We start from the raw sequence: 23152 nt of genomic DNA, 5'->3' as shown, positions 1-23152 counted from the left end.
ATTGTGAAAGGTTGAAAAAGGTAGAAAAAATGAAAATAGTATTTTTAGATTCAAAGACAATTGGTGACGATATTGATTTGTCAGGATTTGATAAAATTGGCGAAGTTGTTAAATATAGTTTTTCAACAGTTGAAGAAGCTAAAGCAAGAACTAAAGATGCAGATGTTGTTGTTGTGAATAAAGTACCAATTAATGAAGCAACAATTGGAGAAGCAAAAAATTTAAAACTAGTATGCGTGACAGCAACTGGAACTAATAATTTAGACAAAGATTATCTGGATAAAAAGAATATACAATGGCGTAATGTTGCTGGCTATTCTACAGAATCTGTAGCACAACATACTTTTGCTATGTTCTTCTATTTGTTAGAAAAATTAAGTTATTATGATGATTATGTTAAATCAGAAAAATATGTTAATGATGTAAGTTTTACGCATTTTGCTAAGGTATTTAATGAAGTAAATGGAAAAACTTGGGGAATAATAGGTCTTGGTAACATTGGTAAGAGAGTTGCTGATATTGCTAAATCATTTGGGTGTAAAGTGATTTATTATTCTACATCAGGAAAACATGTTGATAAAGATTATGAGAGGGTTGATTTTGAAACATTATTAATTCAATCAGATTTCGTTTCCGTACATGCACCATTAAATGAAGATACATTGGGTTTAATGAATTTTAATGCTTTTAAAAAGATGAAGAATTCTGCTATTTTTATTAATGTTGGTAGAGGTCCAATTGTAGTAGAAAAGGATTTAGTTAAAGCACTTAATGAAGGGGAGATTCAGGCTGCAGGTTTAGATGTTTTAGATATTGAACCAATGAGTGAAGCTTGTCCTTTAAGAAGCATAAAAGATAGTACAAAATTAATCATTACTCCGCATATTGCCTGGGCAAGTATTGAAGCTAGAGAAAGATTAATGGGTATTATATTAAATCAAATAAAAGAATTTTATAATTTATAGGAATAGTTTTATATTCCATAGAAAAGTCCTAAAGGTTACTAAAAGAAATTAAAAATTACCAAAAGCAGTTTGAGTGTGAAATTTTTTAGTAGCCCAAGGGACTTTTGTTTTAGCTAAAATATAGATGCTAAGTTTCCTTAATCTTCAAGAGGTAAACCGCTTAAAAAAGATAGATTACCATAATAATGTTTAGAATAAAAAATTCTTTTTTCTTCTGAAAAATCTGTATGTACAAGTTTGTAATATCCTCGTAATCGTTTTAAAAAAACAGCAAGAGCATAGTTATATAGGTTTAAAAAGCTTTTTCGTGACTTTTTATTTCGTAGCCAAGGATGTGTCCAAGGTTTATGGCGAGTGTTGAGAGGATCCTTGAAAAAATAATATTTATCGCTAGGTAGCATCGGAGAAATAAAAGCTTTTCCTATTAAATTTTGTTCAATTAGGCGTATAAAAACTTTTTTTTGTCCAGTTGGATCACTAAGAAGTCTTGAGCCAATGATTGAGTATGTTATAGCTGCGCGCATCATAGCCTTGTTAACCATTAAATTGGTGTATGTATTTTTAAAAGCATGACATAGCATTTTAGCAATTACACGTCTTTGGGTTGGCGAAACCATTATAGTTGAGTCTTGATGAAATTGATTTGGGCGAATATGTTTTTTATATTTAAGCATTGAATTATCAATTTCGGTCTCTAAATATGCATGGTTTCCGAAATAGTGAGTATCTTTTGGAGGTGAATCAGGTGTATAATTGGTAAAGGCGTAAATAAATGGATGACACGTTGTATCTAAAGTGTAATGTCCAATAAAGCCCATAATATATGCATCTGCGATTTGTAGATGTTTTTTATTACCTGTAAAGAGGGTTCTACTTTCTAATAAATTTAAAAAAAAAGCACCAGTTTTTTTATCTTGTGCGAGTGCACCTAAATTCTCTTTATGAAAAATGTGCGATGGAATATAAAAGAAAAAAATATCAGGACCTTGTAACCCAAGGGAATAGGCACTGTGATTTTTTCTTATATTTTTCTTTAAAGAATTTTCTGGTAATAATTTAAATAAATCAGATCCAAATAAATAATGTGTTGTAAAACCTGGCATATTTCTCACCTCACAAATTGTTCTATGATCATTATGAGTATCGGAAGTTGAATAATAATTCTTTCTACGTAAAATATTAAAAATATGATATAATTTTAAACGAATAAGTTTATAATATAAAAAATATATAAATATAATAAAAATATGCTAATTTGGAGAGTGGCGAGATGAACCTTAGAGAGTTATTGCAGTATAATGATATTGTGATACAATGTCATGATAATCCAGATGCTGATGCTATTTCAAGTGGAATGGCGTTATATGAATATTTAAAAAAATATAATAAAAATGTCAGATTGGTTTATAGTGGACAATACAAAATTAAGAAGAGAAGTTTAGAATTAATGGTATCTAGTTTAGATATTCCAATTGAATATGTAACAAAATTAGATAATCCAGAACTTCTAGTGACAGTTGATTGTCAATATGGAGAGGGCAATGTCACTCATTTTGATGCGCAAAATATAGCAGTAATCGATCATCATCAAATAAGTGTAAAGATGCCGGAATTATTTGAAGTTAAGAGTAATCTAGGATCGTGTGCAACTTTAATGTGGATGTTATTGAAAAAAGAAGGATTTTATATAGGCGATAACATAAAATTATCAACTGCTTTGTATTATGGTTTATATACAGATACAAATGGTTTTACAGAAATGGATCATCCATGTGATCGAGATTTAAGAGATACAGCTAATTTTGACAAGGCATTAATTGTTAAATTTAAAAATTCAAATCTTACATTGAATGATTTGAGTATTGCTGGTGAGGCAATAAATCATTATGAGTATAACAATGAATACAAGTTTGCAATCATAAAAGTTAGGCCATGTGATCCTAACATACTTGGATTAATTAGTGACATTGTTATTGAAGTTGATAAAATAGAAACATGTTTAGTCTATAGTATAAATGCAACTGGAATAAAGATTTCAGTAAGAAGTTGTAGTAAAGAAGTAAAAGCATGTGAATTAGCGGATTACATATGTAGAGATATTGGATCCGGTGGAGGTCATAAAATTAAAGCAGGTGGATTTATTCAGTTAAATTTATTGCGTAATGCTTATCAGAAGTATTGTGAAGAGTTTAATATCTCATATGAAAATTCAGAAAATGAATTGTGTAATCCATCAAGACAAGAAATTAGTGATTTCCTTGAATATAAGATGATTGATTATTTTTTACAATCAGAAGTAATATATTCTCAAAAATACAATATTGATTTTTCTTCTATGAAGGTTTATAAGAAAAAAGAAGTCGAATTAGGATATGTTAGATTGTCTGATTTATATGAAAGTGGTTCATCAGTTTATATTAGAACATTTAGTAAGGATGTTAAAATAAACGTAGAATCAGGAGTAATAATTATGCTTGACGGTAAAGGAGATGTATGGGAAATATCAGAAGAATATTTTAATGAAAACTATGTCTCTAAACCCGGAAAATATAAATTAGATAATGTAGAATATATGCCAACAGTAAAAAGTGTAAACACAGGTATAACTATAGGTTTAGGTTACTATGCCAAAAAATGTGTTTTCGACGGTAGAGAAATAGTGTATGCTAAACCAGTAGAAAAAAATGTGAAAATTTTTTCGCAGGATAATGAGGATGATTACATTTTAGGAAAAAAAGGTGATTATTTAGTAATAAAATGTAAGGATGTTCGAGATTTATCAATTTGTGAAAAAGATAAATTTATGGATTCATATAAAAGAGTATAGGATCTTTTGTTTTACAGAGGATTTTTAATATATTTTTGTTTTAAAGAAAAGAGGCTATAAAATGGTAGTAGGAAGTATTAATAAACCTAAAAATTTAAAAGCAATTATTTTTGACTTAGATGGAACACTCTTAGATACATTAGAGGATCTAAAAAATGCAACAAATGCTGCATTAGAGTATAGTAATATGCCAATTAGGACTTTAGATGAGGTTAGAAGATTTGTTGGTAATGGCGTTAGAAAATTAATGGAACGCGCAGTACCAGGAGGTTGTGATAATCCAAAATTTGAAGAAACTTATGCATATTTTAGAGAATACTATGAAATACATTGTAAGGAAAATACTAAAGCATATGATGGAATATATGATTTGTTTGAAGAATTAAAAAAACTTGGATATGAAATAGCAATTGTTTCGAATAAGATGGATGAAGCAGTAAAAATTTTAAATAGAGATTATTTTAGCGAATATGTAAGTGTTGCAATTGGAGAAAATGTGAAGGTCGCAAAAAAACCAGCTCCAGATACTGTTAATAAAGCTTTAGAGGAGCTCAATTTTTCTAACGAGGAGGCAATCTATGTAGGAGATTCTGAAGTTGATATTCAGACTGCTCAAAATGCAAAGATGCCATGTGTTTCCGTAAAGTGGGGTTTTAGGGATGAAAACTTCTTACGTGAAAATGGCGGTAAATGTTTTATTGATAAACCAAGTGATTTATTAGAGGCAATTGCATAAGAATTATTAAAAAGAAATAATGGGAATTATAAAATATGAAAATAGGAGATTAAGTATGGAAAATATGATTTCAGGAAAAACAAAATTACTTGCATTAATTGGATCGCCAGTTGGCCATTCAGGTTCGCCACAAATGTATAATTATAGTTTTAAGCATTTAGGAATTGATTATGTGTATGTTGCATTTGATGTCAAAGAAGACAAAGTAAAAGATGCGCTAGATGCAATGAGAATGTTTGACATGAGAGGGTGTAATGTGACAATGCCAGATAAAATAGCAGCATCTAAATATGTGGATGAGTTATCACCAGCGGCTAGAATTATAGGGGCAGTTAATACTATTGTAAATGACAATGGAGTATTAAAAGGTTACATAACAGACGGCGAAGGATTTGTTGCAAATTTAAAAGATAATGATGTAGACATTAAAGGAAAAAAATTGACAATATGTGGTGGAGGTGGAGCTGCCACTGCGATTCAGGTACAGTGTGCACTTGATGGAATTCGAGAAATTTCAATTTTTAATAAAAAAGATGCATTTTTTTCCCGCACACTAGAGACTGCGGAAAAAATAAAAAAAGAAGTTCCAACATGTATTGTTAATGTATTTGATATAGATGATGAGTCTAAATTAAAGGAAGAAATCCAAAAAAGTGATATTTTTGTTAATGCTACAATTGTTGGTATGAAGCCATTAGATGATCTAAGTGTTGTAAAAGATCCGACAGTTTTTTCAAAAGAACAAGTTGTATGTGACGTGGTTTACAATCCTGAGGAAACTAAATTGATTAAAGATGCTAAAGCTTGCGGTTGCAAGACAATAGGTGGAAAAGGAATGTTGCTATGGCAAGGTGTTGCTGCATTCAAATTATATACAGGATGTGATATGCCAGTAGAAGAGGTAAAAGAAAAATTTTTTAGTTAAAGGATGATAATAAAATGGAAAAATGGGATATTTACGACAGAAACAAAAAAAAGACCGGCCGTACTATGAACAGAAATGATTGGAATATGAATGATGGTGATTTTCATCTTACAGTTATAGGAATAGTTCAAAGACAAGACGGAAGATTTGTTGTTACAAAACGTATAGAAACTAAAAAATATGCACCCGGAGCTTGGGAAATTTCAGGCGGTGGAGCAATGGCAGGAGAAACATCGCGTGAAGCAATTATTCGTGAAATAAAAGAAGAAATTGGATTGGATGTTTCAAAAGCCAAAGGTGGATTAGTTCATACATATATGAGAGAAAATCCACAAGAAGGTGACAATTATTTTGTTGACATATATAAGTTTTATATGGACTATGATGAAAATGATGTAAAAATTCAAAGCACAGAAATATCAGAATTTAAATTTGTTAATTCCGATGAAGTTCAAGAACTCGCGCAAAAAGAAGAATTTTTACACTATAATAGTATCAAGTGTGTATTTAAAAATGAACCGCAATTATTTTTGATTGGATTTATGGGTGTGGGAAAGACATCGATTGCTAAACAATTAGAAAAAATAATGCCATATGAAGTATTAGAGATGGATCAAAAAATCGTCGATGATAGTGGTATGTCGATTCCAGATATTTTTGAAAAATATGGAGAAGATTATTTTAGAAATCTCGAAACAAATTTGGTTAAAAACATAGAAACGGAATTTAATACTGGTAAAAAATATGTTGTTTCATGTGGCGGTGGAGTAGTTGTTAGAAGCGAAAATACTAAAATTATGAAACGTTGTGGTAAAGTTGTTCTATTGACAGCTAGTCCACAAACAATTTTTGAAAGAGTAAAAGATGATAAGAATCGACCAATTTTAAATGGTAATATGAATATTGAATATATTGAACAATTAATGCAAAAAAGAAAGGCGTTATACGAAGACGTGGCAGATATAGTTATTACTACAGATTCAAAAGATATTCAAACTATTGCAGAAGAAATAATACATAATATTTATTAAAGTGACTCCTTTTTAGGAAAGAGTAATTATTAATTTTGAATTACAAAATTCCTAGAAAGGAGTTAATTTGTAAAAAAAATTAGAAAAATTTAAATTTAACGTGTGATAAGGAGAGGATATGTGCTAGAATTAAATCTGATAGTATAGACAGGACAAAATAACAGTTATATATATGTGTTATTTTAAATATTATTAAAAAAAGATACTATCGGAAAAATATATTTTATTGCCGATAAATTATGTAGATTTAAATATGAATTTTTATTTGCATAATTTTGCTAAAAAGTATAAAATACGAATAACGGACATAAAAGGAGTAGTATATGGCAAAAAATAAAAAGAAGAAGCAACATCGTTTTTGGTGGTTTGTAGTTAAATTCCAAGTATTTTGCTTGTGTATTGTAGCTACAGCTTTAGGAGTATTTTATTTTGGCGGATATGTTAAAGATTTAGAAGATTTAAAGAATGATGCAATAGAAATTGTATCGAAGTCAAATAGAGATACTTTTAAACCAGGACAGTCTAGTACAATTTATGATTGTAATGGACAAGTTATTTCACAATTGAGAACAGAAAAGAGATCTGAATATGCAAAATATGTAGAAATACCTAAGTATTTCGAAGAGGCAATGATTAGTATTGAAGATAAGAAATTTATGACTCATAACGGAGTAGATTATAAGGCATTTTTCAGAGCAGGAACTGCATTTATACAAAAAAAGAAGATTACTCAAGGTGGTAGTACAATAACTATGCAGTTATCTAAGAATATTTTCTTAGATTCAAGACAAACAGTTCAGAGAAAACTTAAAGAAATTTTTATTTCAATGCGACTCGAGAAACTTTATACTAAGCAAGATATAATGGAATTTTACTTGAATAATGTATATTTTGCAAATGGATATTATGGAGTTAAAGCAGCAAGTAAAGGTTATTTTAATTGTGATATGAAGGATTTATCATTATCACAGGTAGCATTTTTGTGTGCAATTCCAAATAGTCCAACATATTATGATCCTGTTGTAAATCCAAATCATACAATAACAAGACGTAACTTGATATTGAAAAATATGTATGAAGACAAGGTTATTTCAAAAGCTGAGTATGATAAAGCGATTGCTGAGCAAATCACATTAAATAGACCAGAAAGTACAAATATTAAAAAGAATAGTTCGTTAGATACATATAGCATTTACTGTGCAACAAGAGCTCTTATGGAAAAACAAGGTTTTGAATTTAAAACACAGTTTTCTTCTGATTTTGAGCAAAAAGAATACAATAAAATGTATGAAGAAGCATATAATACATGCCAAAAAGAATTATATGCTAAAGGTTATAAAATATATACAAGTTTTGATTTGAATAAGCAGGAAGAACTTCAAAACTCTGTAGATGAAGGATTAAAGAGTTTTGGTTCTAAAACTAGTGATGGCGTATATGAAATGCAAAGTGCAGCAGTTTGTATTGATAATAAGACAGGCTATGTAGTTGCAATGGTAGGCGGTAGAAAACAAGAAAGTACATCATATACTCTAAACAGAGCATTCCAAAGCTTTAGACAGCCTGGTAGTTCAATTAAACCATTGGTAGTTTATACACCAGCCTTTGAAAAAGGTTATGGTCCAGAATCAGTTATAAATGATCATAAATTTGAAGGTGGTCCATCTAACTCTGGTGGTGGGTATTATGGTAATGTTACTATTAGAGAAGCAGTTGCTAGATCATTGAATACAGTAGCATGGCAAATTTATGATGATATAACCCCAAAAGCGGGACTATCATATATAAGAAATATGAAATTCTCACGAATTAAGAAAAGTGATGAAACTTTAGCAACAGCATTAGGTGGTTTTACAATTGGTGTATCACCAGTTGAAATGGCATCAGGTTATTGTGCATTAGAAAATGATGGTGCATATAGACAACCTACATGTATAGTAAAAATTGAAAATCCTGATGGCAAGGCAATTTATGAGTCTAAGCAGATAGAGACAGTTATTTATAAACAAAATGCTGCTAGAATGATGACAGATGTTTTAACAGAAGGATTTAAAGTATCATATGGTACAACATATGGTTTGGGACTTGATAATGGTATGCCATGTGCAGCTAAAACAGGTACAACAAATGATAAAAAGGATGGATGGTTCTGTGGATATACAAGATACTATACAACAGCAATTTGGGTTGGATATGATAAACCAAGAAGTGTAAGTAATTTGTATGGCGGAACATATCCAGGTAAAATTTGGAAAGCATTTATGAATAAAATTCATAAGGGATTAGAAATAGAACAATTTCCAAGTTATACTCCACCTACAGGAGAGGTTAAAGGACTTAAAAAAAGAGAGGAAGTTCAAACTGAACAACCATCAGAAGAAGAAACTGGTGACGAGAATGAAGTAACTTCTCCAGATGATGCGAATAATCAAGATAATCAAGGTACCCCTGAAGTTCCAAAACAACCAGATACACAACAAAATGGAGATACAACACAACCTTCTAATAGTAGTGGAGACGGCAATTCAAATACAAATAATCAAGGAACAACACCTGGAGACAGTCAAACTGCAGGTTAGTAATACACAAAAGGTCATGTAGAAGAAAAAAGCTATGTGACCTTTTTTTATTGTACACTTTTTGTGGAAATTATATGTTTTTCTACATTTATTTGTGGATATGTGATAGAATAGATGAGAATGAAAACTTAGAAACATCAGGAGGTAAACAAACTATTATGGAAAACAAAAAATATGGTTTTGGTGTGGATATTGGAGGAACTACAATTAAAATGGGTCTCTTTTTAGAAGATGGTTCATTATTAGAAAAATGGGAGATTCCTACAGATAAAACAAATGAAGGTGCAAATATTTTAAGCGATATCGCTAAAGTAATCGAAGATAAAATTGTAGAACACGATATTCAAAAAGAAAATGTTATTGGAGTTGGTATGGGCATTCCTGGACCAGTTAAGGCTGACGGAACAGTAAATCGTTGTGTTAACTTAGGTTGGGGAGTATTTAATGCTGCAACAGAATTAGAGGGAAAAATTGGATTACCTGTTAAAGTAGGTAATGATGCTAACGTAGCTGCACTAGGTGAAATGTGGCAAGGTGGCGGAAAAGGCTACGAAGATGTAGTTGTTGTTACACTTGGAACTGGCGTTGGTGGTGGAATCATCATTGGCGGACAGATGGTATCAGGTGCAATGGGGGCTGGCGGAGAAATCGGCCATATGACAATGAATCGTGAAGAGATTGAAAATTGTGGATGTGGAAAAAGTGGTTGCCTAGAACAATATGCATCAGCAACAGGTGTTGTTAGATTAGCTAAGAGAAGATTAAAACAAAACGATGATCCAAGTGAATTAAGAAGTTTAAATGAAATCACATCAAAGGATGTATTTGATTTTGCAAAACAAAATGACGAAGTTGCTCTTCAAGTAGTTGATAAAGTAGCAGATTATTTAGGACTTGCATTAGCAAACATTACTTGTGTTGTAAACCCACAGGTTATCGTAATCGGTGGAGGTGTTTCAAAAGCTGGTAGTATTTTAACAGAAACAGTAGAAAAACATTTCAGAGAAAATGCATTCCATGCTTGTAGAACAACAGAATTCAAATTAGCAAAATTAGGAAATGATGCTGGAATTTATGGCGGAATGAAACTTGTTATGCCTGTTTAATCAGTAAAGTGTTTGATTTGAATAAGCTATAATGATAAAAAAACCATGCTTCAAGATACATGTAATCTCAAAAGTTAATTAGATTACATTATATCTAAGGAGCATGGTTTTTTGATTGTTTGCTATTACTTCATAAGAATACTTGTAGTAATAGCAAAATAGTTAGTGATAAGCGCGGTTAGTTGCAAGCTTAGTAATATATGAAATACCCATATTAAAATTCTTATTATAATTCGATGCGAGTAGGAATATAATGGTTAAAATCATTTCTGCAAATAAATATGAACCATTATATATGATTGAGTATAAAAGGGAGTTACTCATTCCTAAAAAAGAAGAATAATTTCCGAAGAAAATCACTCCGGAAAGTACAGCAAAGAAAAATCTTCCAAATACACCGACGACATAGCCTTTTAGCAAACCGTTTTTTGATTTTGAAAAAATACCAGATAATCCTAACGAACCGAAAGCTAAAATATAATCTGTTATAACTTGTGGAAGACATAGAATATATGGATTAATTATAAGTTGAAGCAATCCAAAAGAAATTCCGGCTGTTATTCCAACACTTAGACCATACCAATATCCAATTAAAGTGATGAAAAACATACTAAATAGAGTGACAGAACCTCCCATTGGCATCTGAAATAATTTGATAAAAGATGCTAAAAAAGCAAGTGCTAATGTCAAAGAGGTAAAGGCAAGTTGCCTTGAAGTGATTTTTGTTTTTTTACCAAGTAGAGCACATGATATTAGTAATATAGCTATTATTGCTAATACAATGGATGTAGTACCTAGTTTTGTAAAAGTGTAAGTGGTACCATCAGATGTTGCTGATGATTCAATAAAAAGTGACATGTTATGTTCCTCCATAATTATAAAACTTTATTTCAGATAAACTTTAATATTATTTTGGATCAAAGTCAAGTTTTATTTAAAAATTCGCAACAATACACATAATTATCCTACAATACTTTACAACTGTAAAAACATACAGAAATAAAGAAAAATATGTTTACAAATTCTAAAAAAAGAATTAATATAAAAAAGAAGTAATATATTTCAGATAAAAGGAGAATGAGAAGATGAGTTATGTTGATGAGGTTTTAAAAAGAGTAAAAGAAAAAAATGCATCTGAACCTGAATTTTTACAGGCAGCAGAGGAAGTACTAGAGTCATTAAGGCCTGTTATAGATGCTAATGAAGAAAAATATAGAAAAGAAGCACTATTAGAGAGATTAGTTGAACCAGATCGTCAACTAAAATTCCGTGTACCTTGGGTTGACGATAAGGGACAGGTTCAGGTAAATACTGGATATAGAGTTCAATATAATAATGCAATTGGACCATATAAAGGCGGTCTTAGATTACATCCTTCTGTAAATATTGGTATTATCAAATTTTTAGGATTTGAGCAAATTTTTAAAAATTCTTTAACTGGCCTTCCAATTGGTGGAGGTAAAGGTGGTTCTGATTTTGATCCAAAGGGAAAATCAGATAGAGAAGTAATGGCGTTTTGCCAAAGCTTTATGACAGAATTATGTAAATATATTGGCGCTGATGTTGACGTGCCAGCAGGCGATATTGGAACAGGTGCGCGAGAAATTGGATATATGTTTGGACAATACAAAAGAATAAAAGGAACATATGAAGGTGTTTTAACTGGTAAAGGATTAAGTTATGGCGGATCACTTGCTCGTACAGAAGCAACAGGATATGGACTTGTGTATATAACAGAAGAATTACTTAAAGATCATGGAATGGATATAAAAGATAAAACAGTTGTTGTTTCAGGGGCAGGAAATGTAGCAATTTATGCAATCCAAAAAGCACAGCAGCTTGGAGCAAAAGTTGTAACATGTTCTGATTCTACTGGTTGGATTTATGATCCAGATGGAATAGATGTTGAATTATTAAAAGAAGTTAAAGAAGTAAAACGAGCACGTTTAACAGAATATAAAGCAGCTAAACCTAATGCAGAATATCATGAGGGTAGAGGCGTATGGCAGATAAAATGTGATATAGCATTACCATGTGCTACACAAAATGAGTTATTACTTGAAGACGCTAAAGAACTCGTAAAAAATGGTGTTACAGCAGTTTGCGAAGGTGCAAATATGCCTACAACATTAGATGCAACTAAATATCTCCAAGATAATGGTGTATTATTTATTTGTGGTAAGGCTTCGAATGCAGGTGGAGTTGCAACTTCAGCACTTGAGATGTCACAAAATAGCGAGAGATTGAGCTGGACATTCGAAGAAGTAGATGGAAAATTGCAGCAGATTATGAAAAATATTTATCACAATATTTCTGATGCAGCAAAACGTTATGGAATGGAGGGTAATTACGTTGCAGGTGCAAATATTGCGGGCTTTGAAAAAGTAGCAGAAGCAATGTTAGCTCAGGGAGTCTGCTAATTTAAGGAAGTAATTATTAAAAGTTCATTTATTATGTAAAAAAGTTCATTTATTATGTAAAAAAGTTCATTTATTATGTAAAAAAGTTCATTTATTATGTAAAAATTGATTTATTATGAAAAATAAATAATAGTTTATTAGATATAAGAACCTAAATTTTAGTTTACGATTAGTTTTTATGCAAATTGTTTAATTTGAGTAGAAATTTTATGACTAGAATATAGGTTCTTTTCTTAAGCAAACGGTCTTTTTTTCCGAAAAAAATACTAGCTTGATTTTAAAGTCGAGGGTTACATGTAAAACAAAGGATTAAAATAAAAATTTCAAGGATGAGTGTAATTATGGTAAAGGAAAAAAAAGAAAGTAGATTAAGAAGTATATTAGGATGGATTTTAACTATTGCATTAGCAATGATTGCTGCGCTATGCATAAAAAATTATGTAATAATTAATGCTATAGTTCCAACAGGTTCGATGGAAAAAACGATAAAACCGGGTGACAATATTTTTGGAAATAGATTAGCATATTTATGGGATAATCCTCGAAGAGGTGACATTATAATTTTTTATGCACCAGATGATTTGTCACAGAAATTTATAAAAAGAATAATAGGTTTGCCTGGAGATAAAATAAAAATAATGAATGGAAAAATCTATATCAATGATTCTAAAGTCCCATTAAAAGAAGATTATTTGAAGGAAGATTGGTATGTTATGTCAGGACCACTTGAGTATAAAGTGCCAGAAAATTCTTATTTTGTAATGGGGGATAATAGAAATAATTCGAATGATTCAAGATATTGGAAGCATACATTTGTAAAAAAAGAATACATAATAGGTAAAGGTATTTTTATCTATTTTCCGTTTGAGGATTTTGGAGAAATGAAGTAGATTATATATAGAAAGTGTGCAATAATACATTATGTAGCGTAATGTAGTTGCACACTTTTTTGGAGGGAAAAATGGGAATTTTAGAAAAAATATTTATTAAACCTGATTATACATTGGAAAAAATGAGAACAGTTTATGGAGTTCTATGTGGCGGATTAGGAATATTTTTAAATATCTTATTGTTTTTAGGAAAAGTAATAATAGGCACAATAAGTGGTTCGATAGCAATAACGGCTGATGCGTTAAATAACTTGTCAGATGCAGGTGCGTCTGTTGTGACATTGGTTGGCTTTAAGTTAGCGGCACAAAAACCAGATCCAAACCATCCATATGGCCATGGGCGAATAGAATATATTTCAGGGTTTATAGTATCTATGTTGATTATAATTATGGCAGTTGAATTAATTAGATCATCTTTTGTGAAAATTTTTAATCCATTAATTTCCAAAACATCAGGTTATATGTTTTTAATTTTGATAATATCAATTCTTGTTAAATTTTATATGGCATTTTATAATAGAAGAGTGGGAAAAAAAATTAACTCGTCGTCATTGCTTGCAACATCTATGGATAGTTTAAGTGATTGTGTTGCAACGATGATTGTTCTTATAGTGTCTATTTTAGGAAGATATGGATATGGATATTTAGATGGATATGCAGGTGTTCTTGTAGGAATATTTATTTTATATGCGGGATATTCAGCAGCAAAAGATACAATTAATCCGTTGTTAGGACAACCGCCAGAAGAAGAGTTTGTTGATAAAATAATCGATATAGTAACTCATTTTGATAGAAATATTGTAGGAATGCATGATGTAATGGTTCATGATTATGGCCCAGGTAGGCGCATAGTTTCTTTACATGCAGAAGTACCTGTTGATGGAAATATTATAGAATTGCATGATATTATAGATCGTATTGAGAATAAGTTAAATAAAGAACTAGGCTGTATATCAGTTATTCATATGGATCCAGTTATAACATCAGATGCAGAGGTACTTGAATTAAGAGATACTATTAAAGATATTGTAGCTCGAATAGAATCATCCATAACGATACATGATTTTAGAGTTGTAAAAGGAATGACACATACTAATTTGATTTTTGATGTTTTAGTACCATATTATATGAATGCTAGTGAAGAAGCTTTATCTGAGCAAATTCAGGAGGCTGTTAATAAGGAAATAGGAGAAAAATATTTTATTGTAATTCATATGGATACTGATTTTACAAAAAGCAAAAAGTAAGAGTTAAATGTAATTAGGAGGAAACAATGAGTAAGGAAAATTTTGAAGCATTTTCAAGAACAAAAAGAAACATGGAAAAACAAGGAAAAGAGTGGAAACAAGAAAGCGAAAAAAAACCTCAGCAAACTACAGCTGAAAGTTTAAAAGAGCCAATGAATGCGTTTTCAAATATAAAAAATGTAATAGGAGTAGTAAGTGGTAAAGGTGGTGTTGGAAAATCATTTGTAACATCATCATTAGCCGTTCAGATGGCAAAAAAAGGATACAAGGTTGGTATTCTTGATGCAGATATTACAGGACCATCAATACCTAAAATGTTTGGAATTAAAGAGCAGGTTGTTGGTGATCATAGAGGAATGTTACCAATTGAAACAAAAGAAGGAATTAAGGTTATTTCGATTAACCTTTTGATGGAAAATGAAGAGGCTCCAGTAATTTGGAGAGGACCAGTTATTGCAGGCGTTGTTAAACAATTTTGGAATGAAACATGTTGGGGCGATTTGGATTATTTATTTGTGGATATGCCACCTGGAACAGGTGATGTACCACTTACAGTATTTCAGTCTCTTCCTGTCGAAGGAATTGTAATTGTAACTTCTCCACAGGAATTAGTTCAGATGATTGTAAAAAAAGCCTACAATATGGCAAATATGATGAAAATCAAGGTACTTGGAGTAGTTGAAAACTTTAGTTATTTATTATGTCCAGATTGTGGTAAACAAATAAAATTATTTGGTGAAAGTCATATAGATGATGTGGCTAGTGAACTTAATATAGAAGTTCTTGGAAAATTACCACTTAATCCAGAAGCTGCACAAATTGCTGATGAAGGTAGATTTTTTGAAATCGAAAATGAAGAATTACTTTCTAGGGCAATTGAAGTTTTAGAAAGTAAAGAAAAAATCAATTCATAAGTTGTTAGATTATATTAAGAATGATATCAAAAAATGTATCAAAGATATCTATAGTAAAAACTAAATAAAATACAAAAATATCCCATACACAAACTCATTATATGAGAAAGTATATGGGATATTTTGTTATAAATTATTATTTTGTAGATTTATGTAAGCTTTATTTTCCTGAATATTTGTATTCATTCGAACTTCTGAAAATTGTATTGCTAGAACCAAGTTGGTTAACAACAATTTTATCACCAGGTTTAATATCTTTTGAACTAATTGTCAATAACTTATCTGATGAGAAGTCTGTATCAACTTTTGAACCATTTACGTATACACGGCTCCACTTAGTGAAATTAGAACCTTCTATGATAATTTGCGATCCATCAATTGATTGTTTTGCATTTTTAACGGTAACATCATCTATACCCATAACTAAATTAGCTGCAGGATATAGGTCTTTGCCTTTATATGAGAAGCGTTTACCATAAAGTAAATCGTACTGTAAATTCTCTAAACCATTTTCGTAGTTATCAGAATTCATTTGAGTCTGATGATAGTTAAGTATTGTACCTTCGTGGATACCAAGCTTATTAGTAGTATCAGAAAGAAGTTGATATGCTTTTAAGTCGGCATCTTGCTTAGTAAGTCCAAAATTGTTCCAAGTAATATATTTTGTTTTGTAGATATCACCAGATTTCATATCTGAATTTTGAAGTCCCATTGTTGGTAAATGATCACCAAACATTACTACAATTGTTTTCTCATTACGTTTGCTTAATGCAGAAGTAAGATCAGCAATAAAGTTGTCTACCTGGTGAAGTTGGTTAACGTAGTAAGTATATTGATTAGCTTTTGCTTCATCAGATACACCTGAAACTTTAAATTCAGGATTTGCAATAACAGGTTCTCTTGGATAATCTCCGTGTGAACTTACTGTAATTGTATAAGTAAAGTCTGGTTGATTTGGTGTCGAATCAAGTGTTTTGATTGTTTCGTTTACAAGAATATCATCAGTTGCCCAGCTTCCGTTAGGTGTATAACTTTGAATATTCATAAGCTCTTTACTTGTAAATGAGTTAAAGCCCATTTGAGTAAAGGCATTTACACGGCTATAGAAATTACCACCGTTGTTATGAACTGCATGAGTGCTATAACCAATTTTTGTTAAATCAGAAGCAACACTTTCGCAATCTGTATCTTTAAGAATTGTTTTATAAGGATATTCACCTGTACCAAAATATTTAAGACTCATACCTGATAAAACTTCAAATTCTGTGTTAGCTGTACCAGCACCTACTACAGGAACAGTTAAGTAACCAGTTGTATATTCTTTTTCCAATTTATGGAATGTAGGTATAGGATCTTTATTAGTGTGTAGGAATTTGATTTCTTCCGGATCACAAAAAGATTCTAATAAAATACAAATAACATTTGGTTTTTCGTTATCTGCTAAAGTTGTAGTTTGTTTTTGACTATTCACTTTAGCTTCGATTGAATCAATAGTTTCTTGATTGTAATTATGTGGTTTTTTCATACCACGATCAATTACGCTAGATGAAAAACTATAAACAAAGCCATAGTTTTCATATCCCTGGGCAATATTTGCAAAATAACTTGCAACAACATGACTTTTTTGTGCAGCAGTTGTTATGGTTGGAACACCTGCAAATAAAATAAGTAATACACAGATTGGTGCTATTATGTAATGAATCTTACCTTGGTATTTTGGCCCCATGATAAAAAATAGGGCAAGGAATAAAATAAATAAACCAAGACCAATCACAACTAAAATTGCTTGCGTAATAGTGAAATAATGAGTATTAGTCATTGCAAGCAAATCAGATACCATTTTAAAATCAGTAAAGGCAAATGGAGTTACACGATTTGATAAAATAACGCCATTTGTTACCCCTAGTAAAAACCACACCGAACTAATAATTAATCGGAAGAATGCACGTCTTCTAAATAAGTATACTAATGTTAGTGAGGCGAAAACTAAAAATGCATTGTAGAAGTAAGCAAGTGTATGACCACCTACAAAACCACATGCTGAAATCAAACTACGTCTAGAAATCCATTCGATTACAAATACTAAGCCACATGAAAGTAAAACGTGGAATAGTAAAGAATATTTGTTAAGAAAATCTATACGTTTTTGACGTTCAGGAGAAATAGTTTTCACATTAGAGTTTTCTGTGTGTGCATCATCTTTTTTTCTTGGAAAATTTAATTTTGGGAAATTGAATTTTCTAAATTTAATAGACATCTTTATACCTCCATCTTATAATAATTAGATTAAAAAAAAATAGGTATAAAAACAAGTGGAAAGATTAATAAAAAAAGAACTAAAAAAACAAGAAAAATATAAAAAATAAACAAAAAATAAAATGTGCAGTTCTCTATACTATTAGAATTCTAATTAAATTTTAATGAGATTGTTCAATAATTACAAAAAGCCCGGCATATATTAGCAGGGCTTTGGTGTTATTTATGAAATAAACTATGTTTAAAGTGTGAACATAATGTGTTTAAAGACTAAATATTATTTTTTGTTTGAGCGTCTCCAAATTTTAAGGCGCTCAGCCTCAGAAATAAGTTCATCTCTAAAATCAGGATGTGCAATGGAAATAAGTTTTTCTGCACGTTCCCAAGTTGATGTTCCTTTTAAATTTACAATACCATATTCTGTTACAACATAGTGTGTGTTAGCTCTTGTATCAGTTACAATTGAACCATTAGTTAGTGTCGGTTTAATTCTAGAAAAAGTATTTCCAGAGCGATCAGTAAATGTAGAAGAACAACAGATGAAACTCTTACCACCATTTGACAAGTATGCACCTAATACAAAGTCTAGTTGTCCACCAGCACCACTGATTTGTTTAATGCCGGCTGATTCGGCGTTGATCTGTCCAAATAAATCAAGATCTACACAGTTGTTAATTGAAATGAAGTTATCAAGTGCAGCTATTTGGCGAATATCATTAGTGTAGCTTACTGGCGCACTCATAAGTTCAGGGTTTTCATTTATATAGTCATACATTTTTTTTGTACCGGCACCGAATCCAAATGTTTGACGATAACGGTCTATATTTTTCTTAGAACCATTTATTTTTCCAGCTTTCGCAATGTCTACGAACGCGTCAACGTACATTTCTGTATGAACACCAAGATCTTTTAAATCAGATTGTGCTATAAGAGAGCCTACAGCATTAGGCATTCCACCAATTCCGAGCTGTAAGCATGCACCATTTGGTATTTCATTAACAATTAATTCTGCAACTTTTTGATCAATTTCAGTTGTAGGACCACCTGATGGTAATTCTGGAATAGCATTATTTTCTCCCTCAACAATGTAATCAACTTCTGAAATATGGATACAGTTTTCAGTACCGCCAAGACAAACTGGCATATTTTTATTTACTTCAACAATAATTTTAGCTGAAGAGTCGCAAACTGCTTTTAAGTGAGAAGCATTTGGTCCAAAATTAAAGTAACCATGAGCATCCATTGGAGCAACTGTAAACATTGCAACTGCAGGTTTTACTTCTAAGTCACGATAATATCTAGGTAACTCTGAGTAACGGATTGGCGAATAATATGCACAACCACGCGATACAAGTTTACGTTCAAGACCACTCATGTGCCAACTATTCCATGTGAAGTGTTCCCCAGCATCTTCACGCTCAAAAATAGCAAGTGGTTTTAATAAGATTCCACCACGTAATTTTACGTCAAATAATTCATCAGTTCTTTTAGCAAGAGCTTTATCTAACAAATCAGGTGTACCATTACACCAACCATAGTCAACCCAATCTCCTGAGTGTATAACTTTTACTGCATCATCAGCAGAAACAAGTTTTTCATTATATTCCTTTAAAAATTCCATTTTATCCTCCTTATACAAAAAAGATTGTTATTTTTTTGTCATGCTTTAATCTTACTACTTTTATAAAAAATTTACAATTGTAAAAAATAACACAAATAGTAGGTTGATTTAACAGAAATCGACAAAATTTCATATACATATTGTATAAAAAAGGATAAAGAGATGTCAAATTGTTTCGGGTAAAACAAAGGAATCTCCTTTTTCTTTATAAAGGTTAGCCATTTTTTGGTATTCTTTATTTTTAGGAGTAGATAATTTATAAAGTTTTTGGTAGCAATCAGCTAGTTCGTAAAATGCTTTTTTACCAGAAATCTCAACATCAATTATAGGTCCAACTTCAAAGGCACAATTATAAAACCAAATAATTGCTTCGTTGTAATCTTTTATTTCCTTATAAAAGAGACCAATTTCATAACACATTTCACTGCAAGCATCAGTGGCAAAATCTTTTAATGCATATTTAAAAAAGGAAGTTGAATCTTTTAATATGCGGTAAGAATGAGCTAAAGCACATGATAATTCTTTGAAGCAAACTGTGTTATCTAGAAAATGCAAAAAAATTTCTTTGCTTTTTAAAAAATCTTCATCGGTACCACATTTATATAATTCCTTGATATACATTCGAAGAATTTTATTTGAAAGTGTGTTGCCTCTTTCAAAGGAATCAATAAAAACTGAAAAATCGCGTTTACTGTGATTCCCTTCTGGAAGATGGAGAATCTCAATGTCACTATCAAATATGGTAGGAGTTGTTTTAATGGTTTCATGTATCGGATCAATCCAACTAAAAGTTCGTAAGCGTTTAAATAATTTTGGTCGTAGTTCTTTTTGGGCGTTTTGAACTGTGTTATTAGAAGTTGGAGTGACATAATACATTTGAACAATTTCAACTTCGTCAACAAGAGCATCTTTTAATAATTTAAATTTTTCTTGATTTTCCTTATCTAATACTTCGTCAGCATCTGGTGCATAGATATAATCCATAGTTGCTTTTGAAAAAGAAAAATTTCTAGCAGCGGAAAAATCATTAATCCATTTAAAATCATATATTTTATCAGTATATAAAGAAGCAATAGCCTTAGTGTTGTCAGTTGATCCCGTATCAACGATGATTATTTCGTCCATAAGAGGTGCAATAGAATCTAGGCATCTTTTTAAAATTTTTTCTTCGTTTTTGACGATCATACATAAGCTAATTGTTTTCATATGACATATGAGCATAATAAATGTAGGATGTTACACATTATGCTTTCTCCTTTCCTTTTTGTTGCATATTTACACGCTGAAAGCTATTATTTTTCATGATTTTATGATACAATTATTGAGCTTATATGGAGGTAATACAACCATGAATAAAAATGAATTTTTAAAAAAACCAATAGTTGTTACAATTGGCGCTTTAATTTGTTGTGCACTGTGGGGAAGTGCATTTCCAGCTATAAAAATAGGATATAAAACAATGGGGATTAAGGCTTCGCAAATAAATCATCAGATTTTATATGCGGGAATTAGATTTTTTTTAGCAGGATTTCTTACTATATTAATAGGTAGTATTCTTCAAAAAAAAATATTAAAACCTCAAGTTGAATCATCTACAAAAATTTTAGTATTATCACTATTTCAAACGGTAGGACAATACATTTTCTTTTATATAGGTTTGGCACATACAACTGGAGTCAAGGCATCTATAATAGAAGGAATTAGTGGTTTCGTTGCAATAATTGTATCGGCTATTATATTTAAAACAGAGAAGTTGACTGTTAATAAAATATGTGGATGTTTATTAGGCTTTTCAGGAGTAATAATAGTTAATTTGTCAGGAAAAGGATTAGATTTTAGTTTTTCTCTATTTGGAGAAGGTTTTTTAATATTATCAACGGTTGCATATGCGTTATCTTCAGTATTTTTAAAAGTTTTTTCAGAATCTGAAAATCCAGTAGTACTTAGTGGCTATCAATTTATGTTAGGTGGAATATTGATGATGATGTATGCTGAAGTGTCGGGAGCTCAGATTAGTGATTTTAAATCACATGGTATTTTAATATTAGTATATCTCGCTTTTGTATCAGCAGTTGCATATTCGTTATGGGGAATTTTACTTAAATATAACGATGTTTCTAAAGTAGTAATTTTAGGATTTATGAACCCAGTTTTTGGTGTTGTATTATCAGCTATTTTACTAAATGAACAAAAGGTTATAGGAATTCGCTGCTTAATAGCATTAATTTTAGTAAGTTTAGGTATTTATATTGGTGGTAAAGCAAACGATAGAGTATAGGGAAAGTTTTACAAATAACAAAATAAACAAAGTTTAAGAAAAAGGATATAAAATGAAAAATCATACAATAGTAACATTAAAAAAAGGTCAAGGTAAAATTTTAAAATCAGGCGGTTTATGGGTTTTTGATAACGAAATTGATACAATTGTCGGAACCTTTAAAAACGGCGATGTAGTAATGGTTCACGATTTTGACGGATACCCAATGGGTAGAGGATTCATTAATCAGAATTCTAAAATTAGAGTAAGATTAATGACAAGAAATATTGAACAAGAGATAGATGATGAATTTCTAAAAATAAGATTGCAAGAAGCGTGGGACTATCGAAAGAAAACAGTTGATACAAGTAGCTGTAGAATTGTTTTTGGAGATGCTGACTTCTTGCCAGGACTTGTTATTGATAAATTTTCAGATGTATTAGTTGTTCAATGTTTGGCACTTGGAATGGAACAATTTAAGCTTAGAATAGTAGAACTTTTAAAGAAAATTCTATTGAACGATGGAATTAAAATAAAAGGTGTTTACGAAAGAAGTGATGCTAAAGAGCGTATTAAAGAAGGTTTAAAGAAAGTTAAAGGATTTATTGGAGAAGAGTTTGACACAAATGTTGAAATAATCGAAAATGGTGTTAAATACATAGTAGATGTTAAAGATGGTCAAAAGACAGGTTTCTTTTTAGATCAAAAATATAACAGATTATCAATTCAAAAATTGTGTAAGGGTGCAAAGGTACTTGATTGTTTCACACATACAGGTTCATTTGCTTTAAACGCAGGAATCGCAGGTGCAAAGAGTGTGACAGGTGTTGATGCCTCAGAACTTGCAGTTAATCAAGCTACTGAAAATGCTAAATTAAATGGTTTAGAGAATGTTGTTAACTTTAAATGCGAAGATGTTTTTGAATTGTTACCAGAATTAGAGAAAAAAGGTGAAAAGTTTGATGTTGTAATTCTTGATCCACCTGCATTTACTAAATCAAAAAATTCAATAAAAAATGCAGTAAAAGGATATAGAGAAATTAACCTTCGTGGAATGAAATTAGTAAAAGATGGTGGTTATTTAGCAACATGTTCATGTTCTCATTTTATGGACTATGAGCTTTTTACAAAGACAATAGGTCAGGCTGCAAGAAATGTACATAAACGATTAAAACAGGTTGAATTTAGAACTCAGTCACCAGATCATCCTATTTTATGGGCAGCTGATGAAAGTTATTATTTGAAATTTTATATTTTTCAAGTTGTTGATGAAAAATAAATTAGAGTTTAAAAGAATCCTTTATGGATAAATTCTAATGTAAATAGAAGATATCTATTAATAGGTAGAAACAGAAAAACTGTACTAATCTCTAAAGGC

The 23152-nt window shown here is 30.8% G+C and carries 18 protein-coding genes; 13 read left to right on the top strand and 5 right to left on the bottom strand.

Annotated elements, in window-relative coordinates:
- Positions 1–29: 29 nt before the first annotated feature.
- The gene (locus BMY79_RS05120; protein WP_022749279.1) at positions 30–965 is read left to right on the top strand and encodes a D-2-hydroxyacid dehydrogenase; all 936 of its coding nucleotides are present in this window, start codon (positions 30–32) and stop codon (positions 963–965) included.
- A 137-nt stretch (positions 966–1102) separates the two neighbouring features.
- Here the strand turns inward: BMY79_RS05120 and BMY79_RS05115 are convergent, their stop codons facing one another.
- Positions 1103–2068: a zinc dependent phospholipase C family protein gene (locus BMY79_RS05115; RefSeq protein WP_022749277.1), complete on the bottom strand. Its 966-nt coding sequence runs from the start codon at positions 2066–2068 to the stop codon at positions 1103–1105.
- 167 nt (positions 2069–2235) lie between these two features.
- Between BMY79_RS05115 and BMY79_RS05110 the strand changes: the two genes are divergently transcribed.
- From BMY79_RS05110 to BMY79_RS05085, 6 genes are all read left to right on the top strand, one after another.
- Positions 2236–3792: a DHH family phosphoesterase gene (locus BMY79_RS05110; protein WP_022749276.1), complete on the top strand. Its 1557-nt coding sequence runs from the start codon at positions 2236–2238 to the stop codon at positions 3790–3792.
- Between the two features lie 61 nt (positions 3793–3853).
- Positions 3854–4528, top strand: a complete 675-nt coding sequence (locus BMY79_RS05105) for an HAD family hydrolase (protein WP_022749275.1) — start codon at positions 3854–3856, stop codon at positions 4526–4528.
- A gap of 55 nt (positions 4529–4583) precedes the next feature.
- Positions 4584–5453, top strand: a complete 870-nt coding sequence (aroE, locus tag BMY79_RS05100; RefSeq protein ID WP_027422280.1) for a shikimate dehydrogenase — start codon at positions 4584–4586, stop codon at positions 5451–5453.
- A gap of 14 nt (positions 5454–5467) precedes the next feature.
- Positions 5468–6484: a shikimate kinase gene (locus BMY79_RS12500; RefSeq protein WP_022749272.1), complete on the top strand. Its 1017-nt coding sequence runs from the start codon at positions 5468–5470 to the stop codon at positions 6482–6484.
- A gap of 323 nt (positions 6485–6807) precedes the next feature.
- A complete protein-coding gene (locus BMY79_RS05090; RefSeq protein WP_074730505.1) occupies positions 6808–9063 on the top strand; it encodes a transglycosylase domain-containing protein in 2256 nt (751 codons plus the stop codon).
- 158 nt (positions 9064–9221) lie between these two features.
- A complete protein-coding gene (locus BMY79_RS05085; RefSeq protein ID WP_022749269.1) occupies positions 9222–10169 on the top strand; it encodes an ROK family glucokinase in 948 nt (315 codons plus the stop codon).
- Between the two features lie 162 nt (positions 10170–10331).
- Here BMY79_RS05085 and BMY79_RS05080 read toward each other — a convergent pair whose 3' ends face one another.
- Positions 10332–11027, bottom strand: a complete 696-nt coding sequence (locus tag BMY79_RS05080; RefSeq protein WP_022749267.1) for an energy-coupled thiamine transporter ThiT — start codon at positions 11025–11027, stop codon at positions 10332–10334.
- 227 nt (positions 11028–11254) lie between these two features.
- Between BMY79_RS05080 and gdhA the strand changes: the two genes are divergently transcribed.
- From gdhA to BMY79_RS05060, 4 genes are all read left to right on the top strand, one after another.
- Positions 11255–12589, top strand: coding sequence for an NADP-specific glutamate dehydrogenase (gene gdhA / locus BMY79_RS05075; protein WP_027422279.1), 1335 nt, complete (start codon positions 11255–11257; stop codon positions 12587–12589).
- Positions 12590–12930: 341 nt separating this feature from the next.
- On the top strand, positions 12931–13479 hold the full coding sequence (gene lepB, locus BMY79_RS05070; RefSeq protein ID WP_022749264.1) for a signal peptidase I: 549 nt from the start codon (positions 12931–12933) through the stop codon (positions 13477–13479).
- Positions 13480–13550: 71 nt separating this feature from the next.
- Positions 13551–14726, top strand: coding sequence for a cation diffusion facilitator family transporter (locus BMY79_RS05065; RefSeq protein ID WP_034226329.1), 1176 nt, complete (start codon positions 13551–13553; stop codon positions 14724–14726).
- A gap of 26 nt (positions 14727–14752) precedes the next feature.
- Complete coding sequence (locus tag BMY79_RS05060) at positions 14753–15640, top strand: Mrp/NBP35 family ATP-binding protein (protein WP_022749261.1); 888 nt, start codon at positions 14753–14755, stop codon at positions 15638–15640.
- 160 nt (positions 15641–15800) lie between these two features.
- Here the strand turns inward: BMY79_RS05060 and BMY79_RS05055 are convergent, their stop codons facing one another.
- The 3 genes from BMY79_RS05055 to BMY79_RS05045 all read right to left on the bottom strand — a co-directional run bounded on the left by BMY79_RS05055 (position 15801) and on the right by BMY79_RS05045 (position 20702).
- A complete protein-coding gene (locus BMY79_RS05055; protein ID WP_074730504.1) occupies positions 15801–17897 on the bottom strand; it encodes an LTA synthase family protein in 2097 nt (698 codons plus the stop codon).
- A gap of 276 nt (positions 17898–18173) precedes the next feature.
- Positions 18174–19517: a butyryl-CoA:acetate CoA-transferase gene (locus BMY79_RS05050; protein WP_022749259.1), complete on the bottom strand. Its 1344-nt coding sequence runs from the start codon at positions 19515–19517 to the stop codon at positions 18174–18176.
- A 165-nt stretch (positions 19518–19682) separates the two neighbouring features.
- Positions 19683–20702 (bottom strand): glycosyltransferase family 2 protein, encoded by a 1020-nt coding sequence (locus BMY79_RS05045; RefSeq protein WP_081777979.1) that lies wholly within the window; start codon positions 20700–20702, stop codon positions 19683–19685.
- Between the two features lie 163 nt (positions 20703–20865).
- Here BMY79_RS05045 and BMY79_RS05040 point away from each other — a divergent pair, with 163 nt between their 5' ends.
- Positions 20866–21795, top strand: a complete 930-nt coding sequence (locus tag BMY79_RS05040) for a DMT family transporter (protein WP_022749256.1) — start codon at positions 20866–20868, stop codon at positions 21793–21795.
- A 52-nt stretch (positions 21796–21847) separates the two neighbouring features.
- The gene (locus BMY79_RS05035) at positions 21848–23053 is read left to right on the top strand and encodes a class I SAM-dependent rRNA methyltransferase (protein ID WP_074730503.1); all 1206 of its coding nucleotides are present in this window, start codon (positions 21848–21850) and stop codon (positions 23051–23053) included.
- The last annotated feature ends 99 nt before the right edge of the window (positions 23054–23152 follow it).

Source organism: Lachnobacterium bovis (assembly GCF_900111325.1).
GTDB lineage: Bacteria > Bacillota > Clostridia > Lachnospirales > Lachnospiraceae > Roseburia > Roseburia bovis_A.
Note: the sequence above shows the minus strand (reverse complement) of the source record. Positions and strands in the feature narration are given on the sequence as shown.

Bases quoted from the DNA above. Each gene is read 5' to 3' on its own strand.
- BMY79_RS05105 (WP_022749275.1), top strand. From the start codon at position 3,854: ATGGTAGTAGGAAGTATTAATAAACCTAAAAATTTAAAAGCAATTATT.
- BMY79_RS05120 (WP_022749279.1), top strand. From the start codon at position 30: ATGAAAATAGTATTTTTAGATTCAAAGACAATTGGTGACGATATTGAT.
- BMY79_RS05045 (WP_081777979.1), bottom strand. From the start codon at position 20,702: ATGATCGTCAAAAACGAAGAAAAAATTTTAAAAAGATGCCTAGATTCT.
- BMY79_RS05080 (WP_022749267.1), bottom strand. From the start codon at position 11,027: ATGTCACTTTTTATTGAATCATCAGCAACATCTGATGGTACCACTTAC.
- BMY79_RS05060 (WP_022749261.1), top strand. From the start codon at position 14,753: ATGAGTAAGGAAAATTTTGAAGCATTTTCAAGAACAAAAAGAAACATG.
- BMY79_RS05035 (WP_074730503.1), top strand. From the start codon at position 21,848: ATGAAAAATCATACAATAGTAACATTAAAAAAAGGTCAAGGTAAAATT.
- aroE (WP_027422280.1), top strand. From the start codon at position 4,584: ATGGAAAATATGATTTCAGGAAAAACAAAATTACTTGCATTAATTGGA.
- BMY79_RS05040 (WP_022749256.1), top strand. From the start codon at position 20,866: ATGAATAAAAATGAATTTTTAAAAAAACCAATAGTTGTTACAATTGGC.
- BMY79_RS05085 (WP_022749269.1), top strand. From the start codon at position 9,222: ATGGAAAACAAAAAATATGGTTTTGGTGTGGATATTGGAGGAACTACA.
- BMY79_RS05115 (WP_022749277.1), bottom strand. From the start codon at position 2,068: ATGCCAGGTTTTACAACACATTATTTATTTGGATCTGATTTATTTAAA.
- gdhA (WP_027422279.1), top strand. From the start codon at position 11,255: ATGAGTTATGTTGATGAGGTTTTAAAAAGAGTAAAAGAAAAAAATGCA.
- BMY79_RS05090 (WP_074730505.1), top strand. From the start codon at position 6,808: ATGGCAAAAAATAAAAAGAAGAAGCAACATCGTTTTTGGTGGTTTGTA.
- BMY79_RS12500 (WP_022749272.1), top strand. From the start codon at position 5,468: ATGGAAAAATGGGATATTTACGACAGAAACAAAAAAAAGACCGGCCGT.
- BMY79_RS05050 (WP_022749259.1), bottom strand. From the start codon at position 19,517: ATGGAATTTTTAAAGGAATATAATGAAAAACTTGTTTCTGCTGATGAT.
- BMY79_RS05065 (WP_034226329.1), top strand. From the start codon at position 13,551: ATGGGAATTTTAGAAAAAATATTTATTAAACCTGATTATACATTGGAA.
- BMY79_RS05110 (WP_022749276.1), top strand. From the start codon at position 2,236: ATGAACCTTAGAGAGTTATTGCAGTATAATGATATTGTGATACAATGT.
- lepB (WP_022749264.1), top strand. From the start codon at position 12,931: ATGGTAAAGGAAAAAAAAGAAAGTAGATTAAGAAGTATATTAGGATGG.
- BMY79_RS05055 (WP_074730504.1), bottom strand. From the start codon at position 17,897: ATGTCTATTAAATTTAGAAAATTCAATTTCCCAAAATTAAATTTTCCA.